The sequence below is a fragment of the Streptomyces sp. NPDC001380 genome, assembly GCF_042895785.1.
GTDB lineage: Bacteria > Actinomycetota > Actinomycetes > Streptomycetales > Streptomycetaceae > Peterkaempfera.
The window spans coordinates 14,838-39,282 of record NZ_JBIAWP010000009.1 but is presented as its reverse complement, the minus strand read 5'-3'; the positions used below and the strand labels follow the sequence as shown (position 1 = coordinate 39,282).

Sequence of the window (24,445 nt, the reverse complement as noted above, 5' to 3'; positions counted from 1 at the left end):
CACGGCCGCCCACCCACGCCGGTCGTCGGCGCGCTCTGCCACCCTCGCCTGCCTTCCCTGGAGTCCCCATGTCCACTGCCACTCAGCCCTCCCCCGTCGCAACCCCCGCCCCACCGGCCGGCCGCCTTCGGACACGGCAGCGCCGCCGTGCTCTCTGGCCCGACCAACTGGTGATCTTCGTGCTCGGCGCGGCCGGGTGCATCCTGTCCTTCGACGCGCTGCGTCAGGTGGCCCTCGCCGCCCACGTCAGCCCGAACCTGACCTACCTGTTCCCGATCGTCATCGACGGCTTCATCGCCTACGGGGTGCGCGCGCTCCTGGTCCTGCGCGACGCCCCGTGGCACGCCCGCGCCTACGTCTGGACCCTGTTCGCCGCTGCCACCGCCGCCAGCCTCTGGGCCAACGCCCTGCACTCGGTCCGCCTCAACCAGCCGGGCGCCCGCTTCCTCATCCTCGGCAACCACACGGTTGCCGTCCTGTCCGCCATCGCGCCTCTCGCGCTCGGCGGTGCCACCCACCTGCACATCCTCGTCACCCGCCACAGTCGCAGGAACCGGCCGGCCGATACCGGCGACCACGCCGCCGACCCGGCGGCCGGAACGCCCGGCGTGATTCCGGCCGCCACCTCGGCGATTCCGGCCACGCCCTCCACCCCGATCCAGGCGAACCCGCCCGCCGCACCCGTCCTCTCGGCCGCCGGAACCGGCACCACGGCCATCCCCCACCCTGCGGCCGAGTCGCCTACCGACGGGCGGCCGCACCCGGCGCCGGGCGACGACGCAGGCCAGGACGGTACGGATGATTCCGGCCGACGCCTCCACGCCTCGCGGGGCGGACGGCGGGCGGAGGCATCCATCGAGCAGCTCGCCGAGATCATCGCCCAGGCCCACCCCGGAACCGGCCAGATCACCCGCGCCATGGCCCGCAACGCCATCGAGGCCTAGGGGCTCTCGGCCGGGAACGACCGCATAGCCGAGGCTCTCAAGCAGCTGCAGCCCGGCAACGAGGCTCTGCCGGATCCCCACGAGGACTGAACCGGCCGACCGCAGGGGTGCCCGGTCATAGACCGGGCACCTCTCCCCCACCGCACCCAGCCCACCCGCAGCGCGCACAAGGAGCCCATGAACCACGACCGCCACGCCCACCAGCCCGGCGCCGACCACCGCACCACCCCGGCGGACGACCGGACCGACCCCCGCCCCCACGGGGGAGCAAGCAAGTGCGCACGACCGTCCTACGGCCGGTCGTGCGCGGATGCCTCCGCCCAGGGGGGCGGAGGCGAGCCGGCGGTGCCGCGCGCGAGGGCGCACGCGGCACCGCCGGACCTGCGGCACCAGGGGGTGCCACAGGAGGAGCAGCCCATCCCTGACCCGTCCGCCGCTCAGACCCCTGCCGCCGCCCGAGCCGGCCACCACCGCACACCGAAGCGCCGCCCTCGCGACCCGCAGAACCTGAAGACCGTCAAGCGCACCGCCCGGTTCGACCCCTCCGAGGACGCCGAGATCCGCCGCCGCGCCACCGCCCTGGGCATCTCCGTCGCCTCCTACATCGCCCGCAAGGCCCTGGCCGACGACGCCGCACCCCTCACCACCCGCGACGAGCGCCTGGACGCGGCCATCGACGAGGCCGCCGCCCTGCGCTCCCAGATCGCCAGGCTCGGCAACAACGTCAACCAGCTCACCCGCGCCTACAACTCCGGCGCAACCCTCCCGCCCGGCCCGGTCCGGGACGCCCTCACCGCGGGCCGCGCCCTGCTCTCCGACGCCCGCGCCCTCCTCACCGCCCTGGACGAGACCGCGATGCGCCTCGCGAAGCGGAGGAACCGGTGATCGCCTCCGTCAGCCGCGGTTCCTCCACCCTGGGCCTGCTCACGTACCTCTACGGCCCCGGCGAGCACAACGAGCACACCGACCCCCACATCGTCGGCTCCTGGGACGGCTTCACCCCCGACCCCGGCCGCCACCCGGACACCACCCTCGCCCAGCTGCGCAAGGCCCTGGACCTGCGTGTCCTCCAAGCCGGCGCCAAAGCACCCAAGGAGCACGTCTGGCACTGCTCGGTACGCGCCGACCCCGGCGACCGACACTTGGGCGACCGGGAATGGGACCGCATCGCCCGCCGCGTCGTGGCCGCCGCCGGCATCGCACCCGACGGCGATCCCGACGGCTGCCGCTGGATCGCCGTGCGCCATGCGGAGGACCACATCCACATCCTGGCCACCCTCATGCGCGGCAACCTCACCCAGCCCCGCATCCGCGGCGACTGGCCGCGCATCGAAGCCGAGCTCACCCGCATCGAACACGACCTCGGCCTGACCGGCCTCGCCCACACCCGCACCCCCGGCCGCAGGCGCACCACCCCCAAGCGCCCCACCCGCCCCGAACAGCGCAAAGCCCGGCGCCGCAGCCTGGACCACACCCCACGTGAGGCGCTGCGCACCGCCGTGCGCCAGTCCCTGGCCGGCGCCGCAGGCGAGGAGGAGTTCCTCGCACGCCTCGCCGGACACGGCGTGCGGGTCAGCATCCGCCGCGCGCCCTCCGGCGACCCGATCGGCTACAAGTTCGCCCTCCCCGGCGACCGCAACGGGCGCCAGGAACCCGTCTGGTTCTCCGGCAGCACACTCGCCCCCGACCTCTCCCTGCCCAGGATCCGCGCCCGCCTCGCCGTCGGAGCAGACCAGCCCCGCTACTCAGACCCCGACCCCCGCACCCGACCGGCCGCCGCCCGACGACAGGCCGGCACCACCGTCGACCACTCCACCGCCACCCTGGTCGAGGACCAGCCCGACGACAGCCGGGCCGCCGCGACGATCAGCGGCAGTATCGAGATCCTCGACGCACTCGCAGCCACCAGCACCGTTCTCACCAGGAAGGAGATCGCGCAGGCGGCCCGCGCACTGGACCGCACGGTCATCGCCCATACCCGGGCCGCCACGGCCGACCTGCGCGCCATGCGCTCGGCCGCCCGCGCCCTGCTGACCGCAGGACCGGCCCTCGGCCGCGACGAGGACGGCGCCGCAACGGCCGCCTTCCTCTCCGGCCTCGTCCTGCTCGCCATCCTCATCGCGAAGCAGCACTCAGCATGCGGCCACCAGCACCAGGCCCAGGCCGCCCGCACAGCCGCCGACCACCTGCGCACCGCCTACACCCGGCAGACCGCCAAGCCCCTGGCCGCCCTCACCACCCGAGGCCGGCACCTCCCCCGGCCCGTCCAGGACCGGCAGGCCACAGCCGTCCGCCAGGCGCTCCCCACCGGCCTGGCCACCCAGATCCTCGACGATCCCCACTGGCCCGCTCTCGCCGCCACCCTCAGCGAAGCCGAAACCGCAGGCCACAACGCACTGAACCTGCTCACCCGGACAACAGGCCACCGCGAACTCACGAGCGCCGACTCCGCCGCCGCGGTCCTCACCTGGCGTATCCGCCGCGACACCCACCTGCCCAGCACACCCACGCCCCCGCACGTCAACGCAGCACGAGCACGCACCAGGACCACCGCCGCCTCCGGAGCGGTCACACCAGCCACAGCCCCCGCACGCACGCAGCCGCCACCGCCCCCGAGGCGGCCCGCCCGCTGACCGGGCATGGGGCCGGGTGCCGGAGTGTTCTCCGGCACCCGGCCCCGATCCGCAGGATTCCCGCGGCGGGCGGGTCCCTGTACCCGTCGGCCTACGGCACCGGCGCGGGTTATCCCACCCGTGGCGCCAGCCGCTCCAACGCCTCCTCCCACCGGAACCTCCCCCGCGCGCCACTGGCCTTGAGGCGGTGCGGCTGGTAGCTGCCGACCAGCACTCCCATGGCACGCAGCTGCTCCAGGCTCCGGACATGCACGGGGTGCGCGGCCTGGGCGGCGTTGTGCTGCCTGCCGACCCCACCGACCTGCGCAGGACCAGTCCACGCCTCACCCCCGGCGGCCGATACGGATGAGGAAGTCGTTGTCCTCGGTGAAGGTGTCGCCGCTGCTGTGCTCGGACAGAGCGGCCTTCACGGCGGTGCCGAAGTCGGTGAGGCGATCGCCGAGGAGATGGGGTGCGGCGAAGCTCGTGGAGTGGAGGCAGCCGAGGATGCCCTCGGTGGTCCACGTCCGGTGCACCGGCACCCGGGTCTCTTCGACCTGGCAGAAGGGGGACTCTTCCATGACCTCGCTGTAGGGCCGGTTGTGGTGCTCGAAGGTGCTGCTGCCGGCGCGCCGTTCTCCGCCGAGGAATTCCTGGACGACGGACCATACGGCCTGCTTCCAGGGAGTGCCGGCCGACCAGAAGCTGCTGTCGCCGAAGACGGCGACTGCGCCGCCCGACGCAACCTGGTCATCGAGGAGTTCGAGCACCGTTGCCTGGTCGAGCCAGTGGAAAGCCCGGCAGATGGTGACCAGGTGGGCCTGCCATCCGGCGGGTGGCCGGAAGTCCTCGGCTCGCGATGCGACGAGGGCCAGGCTGCTTCCAGGGGGAAGAGCGGGCCTCAGGACGGCATCGGCGATATGGAGCATCCCGGTGTCGTTGTCGACGGCGATGATGTCGTCGAACCGGCCCCCCAGGGCTTCGACGACCATGCCGGTTCCGGTTCCGATGTCGAGGAGTCGGCGGGGAGCCGCAGTCGGTGCGGCCCGGTCGAGGACGGCGGCGACCTCCTCAGGGATGCCCGGGCGGTACTGGCGGTAGTAGTCGGCGGTGCCGGTGAACAGGCTCATGGATTCCTTGCGCACTGACTTCCCCCGCTGGTCGACAGGTACTGCAGTCCAGGCGCCCGATCGAGGTTGAGGGTGAAGCACTCGTACCCAACGGGCCGATCCCCAGCAGCGGGCAGGACAAGCGTGTAACCCCTCCCGCGGAAGGCCGCCGGTCCGGCCTGCACAAGGCGGTCGCAGGTGCCTCTGCGCCACAGGTGCAGCGCTCCGTCACTGTACGAGAGCCTCAGCGCACCCGGGACCTGATCACATGTGTAGGTGCCGAGCACCGTGTGCGAGGTATCCGTCTGCCCGACCGCATCTGCGCTGTGGAGGCGGGAAGGGGCAAAGGGGCGCTGATTCAGGGGACGCAGGGCGGCCTGTGAGACCGCAGCGGGGAGATCCCCGTCGGGGTTTCCGCGGATGACGTCGAGCAGCGCGGCGACGACGTGGTCGGCAGGCAGCGCGGCGTGGTTCGACAGGCAGATGACGCGCAGGCCTTCGCGGGCGAGGTGGACGGCGGCGGAGAAGCCCTGCTCATGGCCGTAGTGGAAGACGGCGGCGTGCTCGGGTCGGGCATCGGCGTACAGGCCCGGGCCGTAGAGGTGGGGCGGGTGGTCGCTGACGCGGTAGGGAAGGTCGGCCTCGGCCGGAAGCCGGACATCCGGGTGCTGGAGCCAGGTGCTGTGCAGGTGAGCGAGCCAGCGGTCCAGATCGGCGGCAGTGCACCACAGGGAGCCGGGGCCGGGCAGTGCCACAGGACGGGCGCAGTGCTCCCAGCCGGCCCGGGTGACCTGGTAGGCCGATGCGCTGCCTGGGACAGCCTGGCGCGGGTCGGCCTTGAAGCAGGTGGAGGCCATGCCCAGCGGAGCGAAGAGCTGCTGGTGTGCGAGGTCGAGAAGGTCGGTGCCGTGGACGGTTCGCAGGATCTCGGCGATGAGCAGGTAGCCGGTGTTGCTGTACAGGAATCGGCCGGGCGGGGCAGCTCGACTGGTCTGCCGGTAGGACAGGGCCAGAAGGTCGTCGGCGGTGTAGTGGTCCAGGTCGCGGAGACCGGCCAGGGAGAGCAGGGATTCGGCGTCCCGGACACCGCCGTGGTGGAGCAGGAGGTCTGCCACGGTGACGTCGGGGATGCGGAAGCGCGGCAGCAGAGCAGTGACGGGTCGGTCCAGGGAGAGCAGTCCCTGGCGGGCTGCGAGCAGGACGAGGTGGGCAGTGATCTGCTTGGCCACGGAGCCGACGTTGAAGGTGGTCGTGTCGCCGACGGGGACGCCGAGTTCGAGGTTGGCGGCACCCGTGTGCACCTGTACCGGCGGGCCGTCGCCGGGGTGGACGAGCAGGGCCAGTCCGGGTCCGTCCACGACGAGGGCGGAGGTGTTCACAGGCTGAGCGCCTCCCTGTGGACGACACGGAGACGGTGGAGCAGGTCCGGATCGGGGACGAGGGCAAGCGCCCGGGCGTGGTCGTCGGCGGTCCTGGCCAGGAGTCCTCGCTGCTGGTTGAGGTAGGCGGTGAGGAAGCAGCGGAGGTCCCCGCTCGTCCGGTCGAGGACGCGGGCGGTGTAGAGCATGGTGAGAGGGAAGGCCCAACAAGCGTGCAGGAAGCCGAAGGCGGGCCGGTTCGTGCCCTTCCAGGGCGAGAAGAACCGCTCCTCCTCTCTGATCTTGGTGCCGGTGGCGGTCAAGGCGTCGTTGAGCCAGTTGTGGCCCGCCTCGTGGATGAGGTCGCGGGCCAGGACGACGGGGTCGCCGGCGTGGTCACAGAAGACGGTGCCGGGCAGCCGGGTGATGGTCCAGCTGTCGAGGGTCTCGCCGAGCCTCCTGGGGCGTAGGAGGCAGAGGACGACGGCGTGGTCGGCGAGCAGTGCGCCGAAGCCCGCCTCGGCAGCGGTGGCGTATGCGGTGACGGCCAGTTCCCGCAAGCCGTCCGGGGCTGCGGCGCTGTCGGGTCCGAGCACGTAGTAGGGGGTCTCGGAGATCGGGGATCGGGGCAGGCGTGCGAGCTCGGGGGCGAGGACGGCACGGGGACCGGCGACGGTGGCGGTGGAGAGGGCGGGGACGTTGGCGTCCGGATGGCCGCGGTACCAGTCGAAGGCCGGGATGTCCCGGCGGCGGGCAGCGGCTTCGGCCCCTTCGAGGACATGGTGGGCGAGGGCGTAGTCCACGGAGGCAGAAGCCGGAGTGACGGCGGGTTGCAGCGCTGTGGGCTGGATGACAGCGCGGATCCGGTGAATCCGGGTCCGGTGGAACCGCTGGACGGCGGCAAGGGGCAGCAGGGGGTCGGCGGTCGGTGCTTCCACGGGATGCCTCCTCGGTGGTGTGAGGCCTGGGGCCGGGCTGAGGGCCCGGCCCCAGGTGGTGCGTCTCGTCGTCAGGCGGCGGAGCCGGTTCCGGCCTCGCCGCTCGGCCAGCCCTCGGCCGAGACGCTGGAGGTGTGGGCGGTGGTGCGGACCGACTCGTCGTCGCCGCGCAGGTCCTCGACGGCGGCGAGGAAGTCACTGATCCGGTCGGTGTTCTCCATGGTGTGTGAGCCCTCTCAGGTCGTTGTACGGGTCTTGGATGGGGTGAGCGGCCGGGGCTTCGGCGGGGATCGGGCGGTGCGCACCGCGGTGTCCTTCCGTGCGGGGCTGGTCAGGTTCCGCGTCGGGCAGGCAAGGCGGTCGTGGCCGCCGCCTGTCGTAGCGCGTCGCGCAGCTCGTCCATGGCGGGCCGGTCGGCCGGCTCGGGTGCGAGGGCTGCGGCGATCAGGGGGCGCAGGGGCGCCGGGGCGGTGGCCAGGCGGGGATGGCCGCCGAGTCGGGGAATGTCCGCGCAGAGGAGGCGGTGGACGAGGACGGCGAGGCTGAAGACGTCGGCGGCCGGGGTGGCCCGGTCGTAAGCAGTCGCGTACTCCGGAGGCCAGTGCACTTCGGGGCCGCGTCCGGCGGGGCCGCGTGGGCGGTCCGTGTGACGCGCCGCTCCCAGATCGGTGATCAGCCCCCGGCCGTCATGGACGAGGATGTTCTCCTGGTAGACGTCGCGGTGGACGATCCCGCGCTGGTGGAGGGCGTGCAGTCCCGTGGCGGCGTCGGCGAGGATGCCCAGCCCTGCGGCCAGGCGCCGGGGCTCCGGCTCGGGACCGGAGACCAGCAGGGATCGGACGTTGCCCTGGGGGAAGTACGGCATCGTGTACCAGTCGAACCGGTCGCAACTGCCCTGCTCCAGCAGTGGTACGACGTGCGGCGCTCCGGTGGCGGCCTGCGCGGTGGCGGCCTCGTGGCGGAAGTTGTCCCGGGCAAGGGCGCGCTCCTGCGGGGTCGTCTGGGCGTACCAGTAGAAGCCGTAGGCGGCCGGTCGGATGTCGTGGTCGAGTTCGGCCAGCACGTGGTTGCTGCCGAATCCGGCCTTGAGGACGACGGGCGGATCGCCGTCGTGGCCGACCAGGACCAGGGTGCTGGCTCTGGTGAAGGCGAGCAGGTCGTACACCTGCCAGCCGGAGTCGCGGATCCGGTCAAGGACCCAGGCGGCGGGGTGCAGTGGGTGCAGGCGCATGGTCCGGCTCCCGAGTTCGGGGCGTCGTCCGGGCGGCTTCACGCAGCCGGTCGAGGCAGGCGGTGGTCAGGAGGGCGAGGTCGTGCCCGGTGGTGCACGGGTGCAGCAGGACGGGCAGTCCGGTCGTCCGCTGCCAGGCGGCTGCCGCTTGGTCGTAGAGGTCGGCGAGACGCGCCGCGGTGGGCGGGTCCTCGGTGAAGCGCCGTCGGGCCGTCCTGGCGGCCAGCCTGGCGCAGCACACCGGGGGCGGGGTGGTGAGCAGAACGGTCAGCGCCGGCCGTAGGGGCGCCGTCCTGGCAACGTGCTCCACGTACCCCTCGACCGGCTGCCCGTGCAGCAGGGCCAGCAGGCAGGCGGTGGACAGGACGAACCGGTCGGCGACCACGGGCCCCCGGCGGAGGGCCGGGACGAGGTTGTGGCGTGCGTGCAGTTCCAGGTCACGTCGGACGGCGGCCGAGGCATGCTCGGGTTCGGGGGCTGGCTTCCCGGACCGCAGGCTGACGATGGCGCGGGTGGCCCGCAGGGACAACCAGGAGAACTGGCCGATGTGACCGGTCGGGATGCCTTCGGCTGCGGCGGCGGCCAGGATCCGATCGCGCAGGGTGCTCTTGCCGGCTCCGGCGATTCCTTCGAGTGCCAGCAGCACAACTCCTCACCTCCGGGAGGGCGAGGCGACGGAGCAGTCCTCCTCGGCGACGAGCCAGCTGATGAACTTCGCCACCCGGCCTCGGAACACCGGCTCTGTGCCGTGGACGATCTGCGAGCCGTAGAGCAGGGCGGTGCCGGGCCCGGGATCCACGTTCCAGCGGGTGCGGGGCATCATGCGGAACCAGTCCGCGGAGAGGTCGGCGCCGTCGTGGGCCAGCCACATGCCGTCCGCGTAGCCGTGGACCCGGGCGTCGTCGAGCCGGGTGCGCCACAGGTGCTCGCTGGAGGTGGTCTCGACGTAGAAGGTGCCGCCGGCCTCCGCCTCGGTGATCACGACGCTGATGCCGGCGATCTGCCGGGTCCGGGCGAGGGGGTCGGGAGCGATGCCGTCCAGATGGCTGGTGATGTGCTGGCCGGGGCCGTACTCGACGTAGGTCCACGGGCGGCACGTGGTGATGGAGGGCATGAGGCGGGACAGGGAAGGCCTGGCCCGGTCGAAGGCGTGCTGGAGGAGCTTCTCGGCCTCCTCCGGGATCTCGGGGGCCTCGGTGCGGCCGGCAGGCTCGTAGACGGCCATGGCCTGCTCGGCGGTGTGACCGGGGATCTCGTGGATGGAGGTGGTCCGTGCCGTGCCGAACCTCTCGGCTCCGGCGGAGGCGAGGACATCGCTCATGACCTGCGTGAGCGTGGCCCGTTCGCTGTCGTCGATGAACCCCTCGATGCTGCCGACGGTGGCGGTCTCGGAGATGTGGATCACGTGTGGAACCTCCTCGTCTGGAGCACGCGGCGGACGTCGTCCAGGCCGGTGCAGTGGTTGAGCCAGCCGACGACGGGCCGCCGGGCTGCCGTGGCGGGGTCCGTCCACAGCGCCAGGAGTTCACCGGTCAGCGGCAGCACGTCCGGTGAAGGCACCAGGGCAGGCAGGACACGGGCTACGGCGCGGTCCACGGCCGGGCAGGGTTCGGTGTGGCGGGTCGCGAAGGCACCGCCCAGTCGTGCGGCCCCTGCGGTACGGCAGGCGTGCAGGACGTCTTCGGAAGGCGGCGTCCGGTGGTAGGCGCGGTGTTCCGCCTCTGCCCAGGCCGCCGCGACCGCGGCGCTCGCCGTGGCCGTCCGGCAGGCCGCGCAGCAGCTTCCTGACCGGCGGGGGCATACCTGATGGTGGGCGGGGATGGTGGCGGCGACCTCGTCCACGGCGTTCCAGGCGGTGGGCCGTAGTACCTGGTCGACGGTCGGCCAAGCGGGAGCCGGGTCCGGCCCGTGGTTGCAGCACATCTCACCGGAGCTCGGCATCGCCGAGGGATCCAGGACGGGCTCGATGAACAGGACGTGGAAGTAGGTCAGGCGGCCGAGGAGCTGACTGGTCTCCAACTGGTCTCCGGTTCTGTTCACCCCCGTGCCTCCTCTGCCGTCCGGGTTGCGGCCGACAGCGGGGGTGGGCAGGCGCAGCCGGCGCCGGGCTCCGGCCGCTCGTGCCGGAGTGCGGCTGCCAGGTGCTCCGTGGCCTCGTCCAAGGACGCGAAGTAGGCGGACCACCCGCGCCCGGAAGCGGGACGGAGGCGGAGGTCGAGTACCGGTACGGTTCGGCCGGTGGTCTCGCAGGCCAACTCGGAGCGGCCGACGAGCACCCGCACCGGCTCGGGCAGACGGGGCTCGGCGGCCATGGTCGCTCGGCACAGGGCGGAGGCTGCGGCCTGGTACTCGCCGCGGTCGCGGGGAAGGACGCCGACCCGCCGCTCTGCGGGCGGCATGTCCAGCCCGGCGTAGGGGTGCCCCTGACAGCTGTCATAGGTGACGAACCCCCAGGTACGGGTGACGGCGTCGATCAGAGGGCGGGCGCCGGGCTCGATCGCGTCATGCCACTGGGGATGAGAGGGGTCGAGGTCGTCGGCCGCATGGACGCCGGGCAGTCCGACGGTGTTGACGTTCCCGTGGCCGCTGGTGTGCAGGCGCACACGGGCCCGGGATGCGGCCGGGTCGTCCCAGCGGGTCAGGAAGCCGGTGACGTCGCGCATGCTGTTCGGCCTCCTCGGCCGCCAGCGCACCTTCCGGCACCGGGCACCCGCGAGGTCGGCGGGGTGGGCGAGCAGGGCGGCGACGCCGTCGACCAGCCGCATCCGGTGGTCGCAGTAGTCGTCCTGGGCACCGCTGCTGTCGTAGCGCAATCGGGTGGCCGTGCAGCCCCCGCCGCACGTGTCGCGGTACTCGCAGACGGTGCACCGGTGCATCAGGGACTTGGCACTGCCCAGCAGGGGCGAGCCTCGCTGGGCAGCGACGACCGCTTCCTGGTCGGCGGCCTGGTCCAGGAGGGTGAGCCGGGCCTGGGGCCAGGGCAACTCGTCGCAGCTGCCGAGACGGCCGTCGGGGTAGAGGGTGAAGACGTGGTCGCACTTCAGGTCGGAGAAGTGGCAGAACCCGGTGCCCAGCCCGCGCAGGCGGCGGATGGTGGACACCGCGGGCTCCAGTTTCATGCGGGTGAAGTGGCCGGCTGCGATCCAGTGGGCGGTGGCGGCCAGCACGAAGTCGGCGTACTCCGCCGGACTGATCGCCCAGTCCGGGCCGCCCGAGTCCGTCACACGGGCCTGCTGGAGGAGCCGGCTGGCCGGTGGACGGCGGCCGACGGACGCGGTACCGCGCCGGACCGAGGCGTCGAAGCAGGGGACGAAGCTGACGGCGTTCACCGCGCCGAAGTCGGCGAGGTGGTCCAGGACGGCCTCGGCGCGGCCCAGCACGGTTGGAGTGACCGCGGTGATCACTCCGGCCGTGCGGCCTCGTTCGGCCAGCAGCCGCAGGGCCTTGGCGATCTTCGGGTAGACGGGTATGCCGTCGTAGCCGACCCGCCAGGCGTTGCCCTGTTCGTCCCCGTCGAGCGAGATGCCGATCCTCAGGTCCGGGTAGAGGGCGTCGAACAGGTCCAGCCACCGGCCGTCCAGCAGGACGCCGTTGGTCTGCAACGAGACGCGGACCACCGAGGACTGGGCGGCCAGCTCGCCGAGGACGTCGGCGACGTGGTCACGGCCGGCGGTCAGGGGCTCACCGCCGTGCAGTTCGACGGTCAGGGGCCGCCCCCGGAAGAGCTCGGTGAGCCGGCGGACCTGCCGGGCGTCGATCCGCGCTCCTCCGGGGGACTCCTTGCGTTTCTCGTAGCAGTACAGGCAGTCGATGTCGCAGGTCTCACCGCGCAGCTTCAGGATCACCGACACGGCGCTCGCGGTGTCGGCGGGGTCCAGGCTGCGGTACAACTCCTCGATCGGGTCGTGCTGTCCGGTGGTGCGGTGCATCGGCTGCCTCCTCGTGCTGCCGTGACCGGGCGGGGATCAGTCGTAGAGGCGTCCCAGCAGGGCGCCCTGGCCGGACTGGAGGATGTGCGCGCTCTCCAGGGGGATCCAGAAGCACTCGAAGCGGGTGGGCTCCTGCTCCCCGTCGTGCTCCTCCTGGCTGGCCCACCGGGGCGGGGTGGGCTCGGTCAGCTCCAGGTGGAAGACGTGGCGGCGCTGGATCTCGAACCGGTAGGGGCTGATGTCGTACTCGGTCTCGCCGAGCTTGCGCACGACCTTGAAGTCGTGCAGGCCGGTCTCCTCCCGTGCCTCGCGCAGCGCCGCGGCCTCGGGGGTCTCACCGGGCCGCACGCTGCCGGCCGGCACCTGGATGCCGACCTCCTCGTAGCTGTAGTCGGTGTGCCGGAACACCAGCAGCTGCCCGTCGCGGACGACGTAGCACAGCACCTTGTCCTTGGTGACCTTCTCGGGCACGGGACACTCCTCGGTTCGTCGTTCATCGGGACCGGGTGCGCTGCGGAGCGCACCCGGGGTCGTCGGCCCGGGGCATGCCGGAAGCAGTTCCGGCACATCCCGAGCGGGTCGGGGGCCAGAATCGCCGACGACACGCCTGCTCCGCTCCGCCTTGATCGGAGCGGCGGATGAAGCCCACCGCGTGAAGAAGCGCAAGCCAGCGCGTCACCGCGCGCGTGCGCCTGGGGCCCCGGAGGCTCGATGGACGTCTGCCGGCCGGCACGTGGTCCCGGCACCCGGCCGGGCCGGCGCCCCACGTGCTCGGATGTGCGGGTCCGTCCGGAAGTGCGACAGGCCGGAGCTCGTCAGGAGCCCTCCGCAGGGTCCTCGCCGCCACGGCCGGTTCGGCGCTGACCGTGTAGGCCACCCCGTCCTGCCGGAGGTCCACGCTGAAGGAGGCGCCGCTCAGGAGCGCGGAGATGCTGCGGGCGTACTGGCTCTCGTCTCCCAGCCAGTCCGCGGCCATTCGCGGTGCCGGTGGATCGAGCTGTTGGGCGATCTGCTGCAGGCGGGCGCGGACCCACTCCAGAGCGGTAGGGGCCGACCCGACGAGGTGGTCCCCGAACGTGAACGCCCTCCCGTCAGCGGGTGAAGCGGCTCCACTGGTACACCGGTAGCCGGCGGGCAGGCACGCGTCGGGCGTACTGCCGGAACAGGAGGGGATCAGCATGCGTGTACCTCCGCCGGACGCGCGGCGCGATGCGCTGCGTACAGGTATGCGGGAAGGCGCACGGCGAGCAGCGCCCACGTGCACTTTCCGGAGCCGGACCGCCGGGCGACTCCCCAGCGCTTGCTCAGCGCCTCCACCAAGTGCAGACCCCGGCCGCCCTCGTCGTCCTCGCCACCGCGCACCGGAACGGGCATCCGGGGACTGCCGTCGCTCACCTCGACGGTGAGCCCGTGCGGGCCGGGCACCAACCGGACGGTGAACAGCTCCCAACCGGGGACCCGGCCGTGGAGCACGGCGTTCGCAGCCAGCTCGGTCGCCACCAGTTCGACGTCGTCGACCAGTTCCGGGGCGAAGCCCCAGTCGGCCACCGTGCGCCGGACCTGGGCGCGGACCAACGGCACTGAGGCCGGATAGAAGCTGAAGTCCATCCTCCAGGCGAGGGCCCGTACCGTTCCCGGCCGCTGGGTCATGACGCGCATGGGCTCCTCCCTCCCGATGAAGGCCGATGCGAAGCCGACGCCGGCCGACGTCGGCACAGAGTCCTGACGGGCTGCACGGCAGGGTTCCTGCTGCTCGACGACGCCGGGGGTCTCGTGAGCGGAGAAGGCTTCCGGCACATGGACACGTCGACCGCACCCGGCCGGAAGCACGGGCGTGGGCCTCAACGTCGCGCGCGGCCTCTCGACGGCGGATTCGGGGGTCATGGGCCTTCCCGGAAGCTAGGAACCAGTGACCAGCCCAGCGTGGTTCCGACACCCTTCTGCCGGGAATGCCCTTGCGCTGCCCCAGCGCCGAACCGCGCCGCCCCGGTGCCGAACTTCTGCCGAACCTCGCGCGTCCGGGCGTCCGGCCGGTCGAGCAGAAGATCGACCTGGTGCCACACTGGCGGCATGTCGGAACTGAACGGCAGGCCTGTCGGCCGCGACGAGCTCGCGGCACTCGCACTGACCAACTACGGGCACTTCACCTCCATGCGCGTCGACGACCAGCGCGTGCGCGGGCTGACGCTCCACATGGAGCGCCTGGTCCGGGACTGCCGGGCCGTCTTCGACGCCGAGTTGGACCCCGATCGCGTGCGACACCTCGTCCGCAAGGCCGTAAGCACCACCACAGGCTCCTTCGTCACCCGAGTAACGATCTTCGACCCGGCCCTGGAGATGGGGCATCCCGGGGCCGCAGCCGAACCGCACGTACTCGTGACCGCGCGCCCGGCCGCCGATCTGCCTCTGCCGCCTCTGCGCGTCCAGTCGGTCCGCTACCGTCGCGACATGCCCGCCGTGAAGCATGTCGGCCTCTTCGGAGCCCTCTCCCACCGCCGTGCCGCGCAACTGAACGGCTTCGACGATGCCCTTTTCACCGAGGAGGACGGGCTCATCTCCGAGGGCGGCACCTGGAACGTTGCCTTCTACGACGGCGAGCAGGTCGTCTGGCCCCAGGCGGATGTCCTCGCCGGGGTGACCCATGCACCTGCTCAAGCAAGCGCACGAGCACACCACTTCGGCCCCGATCAGGCTCGCCGATCTTCCTGCCATGCAGGCCGCGTTCGCCACCAACACCTCCATCGGCGTCCGCGCCATCGGTCTCATCGACGACACCGCCTACGCCGCAGATCACCCCGTCATCGACCTCCTCCGCAAGGAGTACTCCGAGACCCCGGCGGAGCACCTGTAAAACACGGCGCGACTGAGCATCAGCCGATAGCCTGACCTGCAAGGACCCGCCGAAGGAGTCGCAGGTGGCCACGGTAGAGCGCTGGTCAGGACGAGAAGTCCGCGCCTTACGGGAAGCCAAGCGGATGAGCATCCGCGCGTTCGCCGCACACCTCGGCGTCAGCGACCGCATGATCTCGAAATGGGAGGCCGGCGGGGAGGCGATCCGTCCCCGTCCGGTCAACCAGGCCGCCCTGGACACCTCGCTCGCCCAGTCGGCTCCCGAGGTCCACGCCCGGTTCAGCGCCCTGGCCGACACCCGGCTGGGAGACATCCCCAAACCGCAGGCCGAGGAGAGCCCGGGTCCAGGGGCGTGTCACCAGATCAGGCACCACGGCGACGGCAAGCTGATGTCCTTGGTTGACGGGGGTGTTTTCCTCTGCGGCCCCGAGAATCAACCGGTTCACCTGCCGGCCTACTACATCGACGTCTTCCCGACCACCAACGCCGACTACGCCCGCTTCGTCACCGCCACCGGGCACCGGCCGCCCCTGCACTGGGACGGCGGCCACGTCCCCGACGAGCTCTGCGACCATCCGGTGGTCTACGTGACCTGGCGGGACGCAACCGCCTACGCGGCGTGGGCGGGCAAGGCGCTGCCCAGCAGCCAGCAGTGGGAGAAGGCCGCCCGCGGAACTGCCGGCCGCATCTACCCATGGGGGGACCAGCCGACCCCGGCCAAGTGCAACGTCCGCGAAGGCGGACTCGGGCGCACCACCCCCGTCGGCCGCTACCACAGCGGGGTCAGTCCCTTCGAGGTCTACGACATGTGCGGCAACACGTGGGAGTGGTGCAGCACAGAGACGACCGCCGGTCGCCATGAACTCAAGGGCAGCGCCTTCACCAGCCCGTTCTCCCGAGCCGCACCGGCCACCTTCAACGATGCCTCAGCCGATATGTACGACGACGACACGGGCTTCCGCTGCGTGGCTCCCGTGACCGGCTCAGGGCGTTTGCCGATCGGCGTGCCTACGCAGAAGCAAACCGTTGACTCCATCCAACAGAGCAGCACCAGCAGCCGCTGACGCTCCGGCAACCGCCTGGCTTCGCCCACAACAACGCAAGCCCTGTTCGGTGAACAGAAGGCCGACTGCATCAGATCGACGCTGCTGCGCCGACCGCGCGTCCGTTCATGCAGGAGCGGGATCCATCAGCACACCGCGCAGTACTGAACCCGCGGCCGGGGATACTTCCGCACCTGGCGATGTTCACGACCATACGACGGGCCGGCGGAGCGCATCGGGCACTCGACGAGGCGCGCCGCCACTTCCAGCGCGTCGACCCGGTGGACGACGATCCGGAGTGGGTCCGGTACTTCGACCGCACCGAACCGACGGTGGACACAGGCATCGCCTTGGGCCGGCTCGGCGACGCGGGTGCGACCGAACCTCTCATCTCCGAAGCGCTTCGGGGCGAGCCGACGGCGAACCTGCGGGGCCGGGCGTTCCACACCTTCTGGCTCGCCCGGACTCGCCTCCAACGCGGCGAGGTCGAGTCGGCCTGCGCCACCGCCGCCGAAGCCCTCGATCTCGTGACCGGCGTGGCATCCCCCAGGGTTCTCACCCATCTCGAGGAGTTCCGGCAGGAACGGGCCCCCCACCGCACCGTCCGACCGGCCGTCGAGCTGGCCTCGCGTATCCGGGGCATCTCCCGATGACTACAGGCCGGCCTCGTCCAGCAACAGGTACAGCACACCGACCAGCGACCCGCTGCTGACGATCTCGCGACGGTCGATCATGCCGCGCAGCTCCGACAGCGGGATCCACTCGATCCGATCCGACTCGTTCAGCTCGGTCGGAGGACCCGTGTACTCACCCGCTTCCGCCCGGAAGACGAAGTGCTCGGAGTCGGTGATGCCGTTCGCGGGCTGGGCGTAAATGAGCGGCTTCATCTCCCGGGTCGTCCAGCCCGTCTCCTCCAGCACCTCCCGAGCCGCGGCCTCGGCGGGGCTCTCGTCGGCCTCGACCAGCCCCATGGGCAGCTCCCATGCCCAGGAGTCTGTGACGAACCGGTGGCGCCACATCATCAGCACCTGCTTGTGGTCGTTCACCACTGCGGCCACGGCGAGGTGCCGCAGCTTCACCACGTGGTACTCCCAGCGGCGTCCGTCCGGCTGCTCAATGTCGACCAGCCACAGGTTCACCCAGGGGTTCTCGTAGACAGGACGTTCCCCGTGGATCTTCCACCGCATTGCCGAGGCCCCTCTCGTCCATCTCAGAATGTCAGAACGCTGCCCTCCGGATGGCCGCCCGTGAGTAATTCATGTCAAGTTGACGAATACTGCACTCCGGCGGCTCGGCGTCACCGAACAGGCACGGCCCTCACGACTTCCGCCGACCATGGCAGCGTCGACCAGTCGACTGCTTCACAGCGAGGACGATTCCCATCTCACGATGGTCGCCGTCCTGCGAGCACGTCCGACTACCTCAGGCTCTGGCCACAGTGCCCGACAGCCGAACCACTCGGTGCACACACCTTTTGCCGGGATGGGAGCGGAATCCATAGAAGGCAGGACGCTGCACGGCAGAACCGCCTATGGTCTCGGGGTGATCAGCGAACCCGCCCTCCGCGGCTACCTCCTCGAAGAGGTTCTGGCCTGGCTGCTGCAGTCGAGCGGCTACGAGCTGCTCACCGTCGGAGACGACAGTCCGGACGTGCTCGACGTCCAGAACCACGGCCTCGTCGTCCGCGGCCGCGGCGCATGGCACCAGGCGGACGTCCTCGGCGAGTTCCGCTACGTGCCGCCGTTCTCCCTCCCCGTACGACTCTTCCTGGAAGCCAAGTTCACGAAGACACGTGTGCCGCTGTCCGTCGTACGCAACGGCCACGGCGTCGTACACGACGTCAACGAGAACCACGTCTCGTCACCACGATCACCCCAGGCCACTCCGCGAAGGCCGCGAGCACGGTTCCGCTACAGCTATGCGATCTTTGCAACGGGTGGTTTCACCAGCAGCGCCCAGGAGTACGCACTCGCTCACCAGCTCTCCCTGATCGACCTCTCCCTCCCCGGCTTCCAGGGTCTCCGGGACCTCATCCTGGAGGCGGCCAAGAACATTCACGAGGAGATGAGAGCTCTTCCCAAGGGAGAGCTCCCGTCCGTACAGCAGCTGCGCGGGCAGCTACGCCCCCAGCTCAACGGCGACTATCCCGACGCGTACGTTGCACCTGGAGTGGCGGAGCAGATCTCGATGCTGGCGAGGGGAGTGCACGGGTCCGCACCCGGGCTGATCCTCGCCTTCCCGCCTGCGCCGTTCGTCCTCGGGCTCGTGCCCGCCGATCTCCGGGCGTTCGTCGACTACGCATTGGCCCACCCGACACACACGGTCAACCTGCGACGCATGGACCGGGCCGGAGCACACCGGACGTGGGCACTGCGGCCGGCGGCCGCCCCCTCCGCGTACACGATGACTTTCGGCCTGCCACGGCAGGTGGAGGAATGGGTACTTGACCAGGACGAATCCGTCAGCTCGCGGACGCGCTGGGTGAAGCAGCGCCTCCTGTCCACCATGACGATCTACTGGCTGGAGGGAGACCACGCCCACACGTTCCATCTCCGCTACGAACCAGCTCAACTGCGTGAGGCGTGACCGCGTACGCGGACCCTACACATCCTCACCAGCGGCGCACGGTCATTCGGACTCAGAAAGCCAGGCCTACCTACCCACCCTGCTGGCCGGCCCCGGTCACAACCGGCCGTACCGGCGCGGTCGGCACTCCTGTTACGGCTTCGCATCCGTTGACTCGGCCGCAGGATCCATCAGCACACTGCGCAATGCCGAACCCGCGGCCGGGGATGCTTCCGCTACCTGCCGCAGGGCGTCGCCGCTGATGTACCGGTAGCTCTGCGGCGGGTGGAACGTCCCGGCCGCGCGCAGGGCACTGAGTGGAACCGGCTCCTCGAAGGGAACCGGTTCCTCTAGGGTGAGCCCACTGGCCTGGGTGGCCCCGCTCATGTAGTCGTCGAACTCGTGCCGGCTGATCCCGGTGCGGTCGCAATGGGCCGACCAGACCTCCCGGGGGGAGCCGACCTGAACCGCGGCGATGCGTGCGGTGCCCACCAGGGCCATGGTGGGCGCCGTGGCGTAGAGCACGACCGGCGTACCGGGCGGTGCGGCGACGCGCTGACGGCGCACCTCCACCGTCTTGCTGCCTGCCAGGATCGCGGTGGCGAACCGCGGGTGGACGGACAGCAGCATCGCGCGCGCCGACTCGTTCACGTCCTCCGGTGCCCCTCTTGGTAGACCGCCTGGAACAGCTCGCTGCTGATCTTCGTCAGCTGCATCAGGGACAACGGTAGCCCCAGCTCATTCGCCAGCGCGCGGAAACGCCGCAGCGTCACCGGTTCCGGGAAGAGCTCGGTGTCCGAGAACCTCAGAGCCATGACATTGCCGGACACCCCAGCAGTCGACTTGATCTCCGCCCGACCATACACGCCCAAGTGTTCGAATCTGGAGAAGAGGGCGTCCGGTGTGTCGATCACCACCTCCTCCAGCCGAGAGCAGCCGATCGCCATCTGACCTTCCTGGCCGGGCTGCCCCTCGCTGACGTACCACAGGAGGCGGGCCGGGACGCTTTCGTTCCGGTGTCCGGACGAGCGGTAGTAGACGAGCTCACGGCTGATCCCCAGCTCGTTGCTGCGCGGCAGCAGCGTCGCGGGGAGGTTGAACAGTTCCGTGGACCAGCGGGGCTCGATCGGGACCACGAAGGACGGCATCAAGGAGTCCATGACCTTCGCCGGCCACCACGCGCGCTCCACCACACCGGCCACCTCAGCCGACAGGCCCGCGGGAAGCTCGGCCGCGTCCCTTCCCACTTCGCGGGCCGCATCACCGACCGCCTGCCCGACTGCCCGAGCAGTCCCGCAGACGTCAACCAGCAGGGCGGCCAGTCCGTTGTCGTACTCGAAGAAGCCGTCGTCTCCTGCAGCAGTGCGTGCGGCCGGGGACGGGTTGGCATCCGTGATGCGCACCGCCCTGGCACCGTGCTCGCGGCCGAGGCGCTTGAGCGAGAACAGCAGATGCCTGGCCAGCGTCTCCTCCAGGGGATGGGCGGCAGTCCGCAGCACAGGCACCGTCAGCGTCCCCCCGTCCATCGCCCACGCGTAGAGGGCCACCGGGTGCCCCTGGTCGTCGCGCAACAGCTCCCGCCGCCACGCCACCGCATCCTCAGCCAGGGCCCTCAGCCGCCGGGCGAACGCCGAGCCGTTGTCACTGCTCGACTGGTCGAAGAACGCGACCAGCTCGCCCTCCGCGCCACGTACCACCTCTCCCGTTCTGAACGTGGTGCCCATGAGGTCGGCCGGCCGGTACACCTGGGCCTGCCGTAGTTCGTCCACGTGCAGCGCCACCACCGACGGCGACACCACCCGGACATCCGCGACCTCCCAGGCGACATCCGCCAGTCCGAGCAGCAGCGGATCCCGTGTGGCCAGCACCTGCAGTCCGGCACACGACGTCTCGGCCACGTACCGCAGACGTCGGTCCAGGACGGAGTCCTCAGGCAGATCGCGGAGGGCCTTCCGAGCCGTCTGCAGCAGTCCGGTGCGCCGCTCCTCCACTGCCCTCTGGTCGGGGGTGACCTGGCGCAGCCCATGCAGCGCCGACCGCTGGTGCCTGCGCTCTGCGGTGTCTTCGATCTCCCGGACGTCGTGAAGCAACCGCGGAGTGAAGGCGAGCTCGACCATGTCGGCCAACCAGCCCGCTTCGAGCGCCTGCGACTCCGCTGCACCGTCGGCGGGGTTCAGCCCCCGCAGGTCGGCGAACACGCCGTGGTCGATGACCACGGACAGCAGCGCATCGCTCTCCAGCTCGGAGAACAGATCCGGATGTCCGTGGTTCAGCCACCAGCCGTCCAGCGTCTCCCCGTCGCGCCCACGTCCCTGTGCCTCACCACGCGGTACGAAGCCCAGCTTCGACCACATGCCGCTGAGCCCGTAATCCCGCCGGCACTTCACCTTGATCCCGAGCCGCTGCGCGTGTCGTTCGCGGATCGCCTCCACGAGCAGTCGCGCCACGCCTTCCCCGCGGCGCTCCTCGGCCACGCACAGGTGGGCCAGCCGCACATGCGGAATCCGCTTGGGAAGCCCGAAGAGTGCGTAACCGACCACCTCATCACCATCGACGGCGGCCAGGAGGCCGCCGTCCTCCGCCGCCTTTCGGTACGCCGGAGGCGTCAGAAGCCCCAGCGTCCTGGTGTAGCGGTCCCCCAGTGCGACGGTTGCACCGATCAGCTCGGTCTGCGCCTCGGATACAGGCAGGATCCGGATCGCCATCTCTCCCCCTCCAGAAGACTGGTCGACCGCCAGTCTCCGCTTTCATGCGGTGTCCACTACCGGGTTGGCAGGAACTGAGGTCGTCACCGACCGGAAATGTCCGGTGGTCTTCCACCGGGAGTGGTCAACTGGCCAGCAGCCGGACCAGTTCTCCGACCTCCGCCCGCCACGTGCGGACCTGGTCGTGCGAGGGGCCGATCTCGTACTGGTGGTAGTGGCACCCCAGGCAGAGGTGCGACCAGACGGCATTGGCCCGGCGTGCGGTCTCCGCTGCGATGTAGCAGCGGAGGCAGAGCATCTTGGCTCGTGCGGTGGTGCGGGAGAGTCCCGGCACGACACCCTCCAGCACATGGTCGACGGTGATCTCCAGGGCGGTTCGCAGAGCGAGGGAGGCACCGCGGCGGCGGCCGGTGCCCGTGGCACCGAGACGGGAGGTGAGGAGCCGGTCGGCCGTCAGCAGGAGATCTTCGGCAGAAGCCGGGGAGGCGTTCCTCATGCGGTCACCGCCGGCTTGCGCACCTTCTGCGCGAGGGCTTCGACATCGTTCACGAAGCCGTGGGGGTCGGTGATCCGGGCGCCCTGGGGGTGGGCACCGCTCTGGCACTGCCTGACGAGGGCGGAGACGCGCGCCCCGTGGCGGGCGGACAGCTCCGGCACGACGTCGTTGATGCGCTTGACATCGCCGAACAGCGCCAGCGCCGCCACCTTCATGAGCTTGTCGGCGTCGCCGACAGCGGCCTGCAGCTCGTGCTCGGAACCGCCGGAGCGGTGGTGCCGGATCCAGGCGGCATCGAGGAAGGCGTTCTCCAGGGCGATCCGGCACAGGCTGGGCAGCACGTGCGTCCGAGCCGCCGGGGGCAGGTCCGGGGTGCCGGCGATGGCCCGCGCGTCGGCGAGTGCCTGCGCGACCGGGTCGGTGACCGCCTTCACCTTGACCCTGGACGCCGTGCCCCGCTCGACCTCGAACACGGACACCGGAAGCTCCTGGCTGGTGAAAGCCCGCTGGAGCCGGGTGTCATGGGTGAACACGACGACCTGCCGATGCTCCCCGAGCTCGTGCAGGACCTGGGCGAGTCCGTGGACCTTGGCCGGGTCCATGGACTGCACGGGGTCGTCGATGACGATGAAGCCGAACGGGCTGTCGGCGGTGGCCGCCCGGGGCAGGAACAGCGACAGTGCGAGGGAGTGCTGCTCGCCCTGGCTCATGACGCTGAGCGCCGAGGCGTCCTCGCCGTCGACGGAGACGTCCATGACGAGCTTGCGGACAGTGGCCTTCTCAGCCCCCCTGAGGCTCACGGCCTTCAGGTCGATGTCGCTCTCCTGGCGGAGCTTCTCCCAGATCCGCTGCGAGTGCTCGGCGAATCCCTCCATACGCTGTTCGCGCAGCTCAGTGGAGAGCGTCTTGATCCAGGTGCGGGCCTTCCTGATGTGACCCAACCGGAGCTTGCCCTCATCGGCGGCACGAGCCCTTTCAGCCCAGCCGGCCAACCGGGTGGCGAGCCTGCACCAGCGCTCGTCCCGCCTCTCCAGCTCCTGGGCGGCGCTCCTCCCGACCATGGCGCAGGCGTCGGCCAGAGTGGCAGCGGTCTCCTCGGCGCGCCGGGCGAGTTCACGGGGGTCGCTGACCGTCCGGCATGCGGTCCAAGCACTCCACGGATCGGCCAGAGCCGCCGGGATCCGCTGGGGCGGCATCTGTGCAAGGTCCTGCACGGCCCTGGTGGCAGAATGCAGTTCGCGGTGAGCGTCCTGCGCAGCCTCCGCCTCCTGGCGCAGGACGGCGATCTGCTCGGTGGCACTTGCGGCCCACGCAGCGTCCAGGACCCGTTCGGCCCCACAGACCGGACAGGACTCCTCGTCGGGGTGCCGGTCGCTATGGGCCAGGGCACGCTCAAGAAGATCGGCACGCTGACGGGCCATCTCGGCTCCGGTCCCGCGCACGTCTTCGACGACGGCGAGTGCCTCGCGCAGCCGGCTCACTGCCGCACCGACCTGCGCCGGGTCCGGGCCCCGCAGGTCGACCACGGCGCGCAGCTCGGCGAGCAGGCCGTCGTCGGCGCCGGCGGGCAGGCCTGCCACCAGCGCCTCGACGGCCTCGAAGTCCGGCCTCCCCTGAACGTCGACGGCCAGCAGTGCCTGGACCGCGCGGTCGTCGTCCTCCAGCTCGTACAGGGCCTCCTTGATCCCCGGCACCTCGTCCTTCGCCGCCTTCACCGCGTCGTCGAGCGCCTTCTCCTCTCTCCGGAGCCGGTCATCTGCGCCGCTCAGATGGCCCAGGCCGAGGATCGTGGCGATGGCGTCGTACATCTGGGAGGGCTTGCCGCTGATCATGCGGTCGAGGTCGACGTACGACAGGAAGGGCCGGTAATCCGCCAGGGCCTGCTTCCAGTCAACCTGGTCGAGGTGGACGGGAGCGTGCCCGGGCCGCTTGAGTTCGCCCTCGGAATCGCCAACGCCCGTGCCCTTCCAGGTGCGGGTGAGCGTGCTCGCGCCCGCGTCCCCCTCAACGGCGAGCTTGACCTCGATCTTCGGCTTCGTGCCGTCGTGGAGGTTCCGCCAGTTGCTGCTGCGCGTCGCATCCTGCCCGTGCCACCGCATGTTCGTACCGGTGAAGGCGGTCTCGATGGCCTCGGCGATGCTGGACTTGCCGGAGCCGTTGCGCCCCACGACGAGGGTCACCCCGGGCCGGGGGCTGAGGTTCAGCCATGCACGGGGGCCGATGCCGCGGAAGCCGGCGACGGCGACGGAGTCGAGATAGATCCGGGCGGTCGAGGTCGCCGCCTGGGCGTCGCCGGCATCCAGAGCCTCCTTGAGAATGACCTTCACCGGCTCGACCAGCGCCGACTCCGCCAAGCGGGACGCGACCAGCCCGGCGACAGGCAGGGGCCGGTCGACCACGGGCGGAGAAGTGGGACGGGCGGAGTGCTGCACGTTCTGCTCGGACTGTTCCGTCTCGTTCATGAGGTGCCTCCCGAAGGCCGGTTGGGGAATGCGGGGAGGGGGATGGGACAGGGCGTGCGATTGAGGAAGGGGGTCCTCTGCGGCGCCTGCCGATGAGACGGAACCCTAGGGACCGTGAAGGCATCAAAGCAGTTCACAAACTGGTAACCCGAGTTATCAACTGTTCTATAGAGCAAAGAAGTTGGCTGCTTTGGGCGCTCATA

Annotated in this window: 23 protein-coding genes and 2 pseudogenes; 8 read left to right on the top strand and 17 right to left on the bottom strand. The window is 70.9% G+C overall.

Annotated elements, in window-relative coordinates:
- Nucleotides 1-68: 68 nt before the first annotated feature.
- From ACFY07_RS13255 to ACFY07_RS13245, 3 genes are all read left to right on the top strand, one after another.
- The gene (locus tag ACFY07_RS13255; RefSeq protein ID WP_390868768.1) at nt 69-944 is read left to right on the top strand and encodes a DUF2637 domain-containing protein; all 876 of its coding nucleotides are present in this window, start codon (nt 69-71) and stop codon (nt 942-944) included.
- Nucleotides 945-1,121: 177 nt separating this feature from the next.
- Nucleotides 1,122-1,829 (top strand): plasmid mobilization protein, encoded by a 708-nt coding sequence (locus tag ACFY07_RS13250; RefSeq protein ID WP_390868767.1) that lies wholly within the window; start codon nt 1,122-1,124, stop codon nt 1,827-1,829.
- Complete coding sequence (locus tag ACFY07_RS13245) at nt 1,826-3,577, top strand: hypothetical protein (protein ID WP_390868766.1); 1,752 nt, start codon at nt 1,826-1,828, stop codon at nt 3,575-3,577. The genes ACFY07_RS13250 and ACFY07_RS13245 overlap by 4 nt, the downstream gene beginning before the upstream one ends.
- A gap of 109 nt (nt 3,578-3,686) precedes the next feature.
- Here the strand turns inward: ACFY07_RS13245 and ACFY07_RS13240 are convergent.
- The 12 genes and pseudogenes from ACFY07_RS13240 to ACFY07_RS13185 all read right to left on the bottom strand — a co-directional run.
- Nucleotides 3,687-3,854: pseudogene (locus ACFY07_RS13240) on the bottom strand (flavoprotein); the annotation flags it as partial.
- Nucleotides 3,855-3,900: 46 nt separating this feature from the next.
- Complete coding sequence (locus tag ACFY07_RS13235) at nt 3,901-4,686, bottom strand: class I SAM-dependent methyltransferase (RefSeq protein ID WP_390868765.1); 786 nt, start codon at nt 4,684-4,686, stop codon at nt 3,901-3,903.
- A complete protein-coding gene (locus ACFY07_RS13230; protein WP_390868764.1) occupies nt 4,683-6,044 on the bottom strand; it encodes a serine hydrolase domain-containing protein in 1,362 nt (453 codons plus the stop codon). The genes ACFY07_RS13235 and ACFY07_RS13230 overlap by 4 nt, the downstream gene beginning before the upstream one ends.
- Nucleotides 6,041-6,961 carry an aKG-HExxH-type peptide beta-hydroxylase gene (locus tag ACFY07_RS13225; protein WP_390868763.1) on the bottom strand — a complete coding sequence of 307 codons (921 nt, stop codon included), beginning with the start codon at nt 6,959-6,961 and terminating at the stop codon, nt 6,041-6,043. The genes ACFY07_RS13230 and ACFY07_RS13225 overlap by 4 nt, the downstream gene beginning before the upstream one ends.
- Before the next feature lie 71 nt (nt 6,962-7,032).
- Complete coding sequence (locus tag ACFY07_RS13220; RefSeq protein WP_390868762.1) at nt 7,033-7,182, bottom strand: hypothetical protein; 150 nt, start codon at nt 7,180-7,182, stop codon at nt 7,033-7,035.
- 110 nt (nt 7,183-7,292) lie between these two features.
- On the bottom strand, nt 7,293-8,192 hold the full coding sequence (locus tag ACFY07_RS13215; RefSeq protein WP_390868761.1) for a protein kinase: 900 nt from the start codon (nt 8,190-8,192) through the stop codon (nt 7,293-7,295).
- Nucleotides 8,152-8,838 carry a dTMP kinase gene (locus ACFY07_RS13210; RefSeq protein ID WP_390868760.1) on the bottom strand — a complete coding sequence of 229 codons (687 nt, stop codon included), beginning with the start codon at nt 8,836-8,838 and terminating at the stop codon, nt 8,152-8,154. Before ACFY07_RS13210 ends, ACFY07_RS13215 begins: the two co-directional genes overlap by 41 nt.
- A 6-nt stretch (nt 8,839-8,844) precedes the next feature.
- A complete protein-coding gene (locus ACFY07_RS13205; RefSeq protein ID WP_390868759.1) occupies nt 8,845-9,597 on the bottom strand; it encodes a hypothetical protein in 753 nt (250 codons plus the stop codon).
- Nucleotides 9,594-10,232 carry a hypothetical protein gene (locus tag ACFY07_RS13200; protein ID WP_390868758.1) on the bottom strand — a complete coding sequence of 213 codons (639 nt, stop codon included), beginning with the start codon at nt 10,230-10,232 and terminating at the stop codon, nt 9,594-9,596. Before ACFY07_RS13200 ends, ACFY07_RS13205 begins: the two co-directional genes overlap by 4 nt.
- Nucleotides 10,229-12,121: a radical SAM protein gene (locus ACFY07_RS13195; protein WP_390868757.1), complete on the bottom strand. Its 1,893-nt coding sequence runs from the start codon at nt 12,119-12,121 to the stop codon at nt 10,229-10,231. Before ACFY07_RS13195 ends, ACFY07_RS13200 begins: the two co-directional genes overlap by 4 nt.
- Nucleotides 12,122-12,157: 36 nt before the next feature.
- Entirely contained in the window at nt 12,158-12,592 is a 435-nt protein-coding gene (locus ACFY07_RS13190) for an NUDIX domain-containing protein (RefSeq protein WP_390868756.1), read from the bottom strand.
- Nucleotides 12,593-13,294: 702 nt separating this feature from the next.
- Nucleotides 13,295-14,005, bottom strand: a complete 711-nt coding sequence (locus ACFY07_RS13185) for an ATP-binding protein (RefSeq protein WP_390868755.1) — start codon at nt 14,003-14,005, stop codon at nt 13,295-13,297.
- Between ACFY07_RS13185 and ACFY07_RS13180 the strand changes: the two are divergent.
- The 4 genes and pseudogenes from ACFY07_RS13180 to ACFY07_RS13165 form a co-directional block, all read left to right on the top strand.
- Nucleotides 13,919-14,734 (top strand): annotated as a pseudogene (locus tag ACFY07_RS13180) (aminotransferase class IV); the annotation flags it as partial. The gene ACFY07_RS13185 and the pseudogene ACFY07_RS13180 overlap by 87 nt on opposite strands.
- Before the next feature lie 28 nt (nt 14,735-14,762).
- A complete protein-coding gene (locus ACFY07_RS13175; RefSeq protein WP_390868933.1) occupies nt 14,763-14,972 on the top strand; it encodes a hypothetical protein in 210 nt (69 codons plus the stop codon).
- A gap of 64 nt (nt 14,973-15,036) precedes the next feature.
- A complete protein-coding gene (locus ACFY07_RS13170) occupies nt 15,037-16,035 on the top strand; it encodes an SUMF1/EgtB/PvdO family nonheme iron enzyme (protein WP_390868754.1) in 999 nt (332 codons plus the stop codon).
- 179 nt (nt 16,036-16,214) lie between these two features.
- Nucleotides 16,215-16,667 (top strand): hypothetical protein, encoded by a 453-nt coding sequence (locus ACFY07_RS13165; RefSeq protein ID WP_390868753.1) that lies wholly within the window; start codon nt 16,215-16,217, stop codon nt 16,665-16,667.
- On the opposite strand, the gene ACFY07_RS13160 is transcribed toward ACFY07_RS13165, so the two are convergent.
- Nucleotides 16,668-17,201, bottom strand: coding sequence for an NUDIX hydrolase (locus tag ACFY07_RS13160; RefSeq protein WP_390868752.1), 534 nt, complete (start codon nt 17,199-17,201; stop codon nt 16,668-16,670).
- Nucleotides 17,202-17,556: 355 nt separating this feature from the next.
- Between ACFY07_RS13160 and ACFY07_RS13155 the strand changes: the two genes are divergently transcribed.
- Nucleotides 17,557-18,600 (top strand): hypothetical protein, encoded by a 1,044-nt coding sequence (locus tag ACFY07_RS13155; protein WP_390868751.1) that lies wholly within the window; start codon nt 17,557-17,559, stop codon nt 18,598-18,600.
- A 132-nt stretch (nt 18,601-18,732) separates the two neighbouring features.
- Here the strand turns inward: ACFY07_RS13155 and ACFY07_RS13150 are convergent, their stop codons facing one another.
- From ACFY07_RS13150 to ACFY07_RS13135, 4 genes are all read right to left on the bottom strand, one after another.
- Nucleotides 18,733-19,230, bottom strand: coding sequence for an ASCH domain-containing protein (locus ACFY07_RS13150; RefSeq protein ID WP_390868750.1), 498 nt, complete (start codon nt 19,228-19,230; stop codon nt 18,733-18,735).
- Nucleotides 19,227-21,284 carry a GNAT family N-acetyltransferase gene (locus tag ACFY07_RS13145; RefSeq protein ID WP_390868749.1) on the bottom strand — a complete coding sequence of 686 codons (2,058 nt, stop codon included), beginning with the start codon at nt 21,282-21,284 and terminating at the stop codon, nt 19,227-19,229. Before ACFY07_RS13145 ends, ACFY07_RS13150 begins: the two co-directional genes overlap by 4 nt.
- A 124-nt stretch (nt 21,285-21,408) precedes the next feature.
- Nucleotides 21,409-21,780 (bottom strand): hypothetical protein, encoded by a 372-nt coding sequence (locus ACFY07_RS13140; RefSeq protein WP_390868748.1) that lies wholly within the window; start codon nt 21,778-21,780, stop codon nt 21,409-21,411.
- A complete protein-coding gene (locus ACFY07_RS13135) occupies nt 21,777-24,242 on the bottom strand; it encodes an AAA family ATPase (protein WP_390868747.1) in 2,466 nt (821 codons plus the stop codon). Before ACFY07_RS13135 ends, ACFY07_RS13140 begins: the two co-directional genes overlap by 4 nt.
- Between the last annotated feature and the right edge of the window lie 203 nt (nt 24,243-24,445).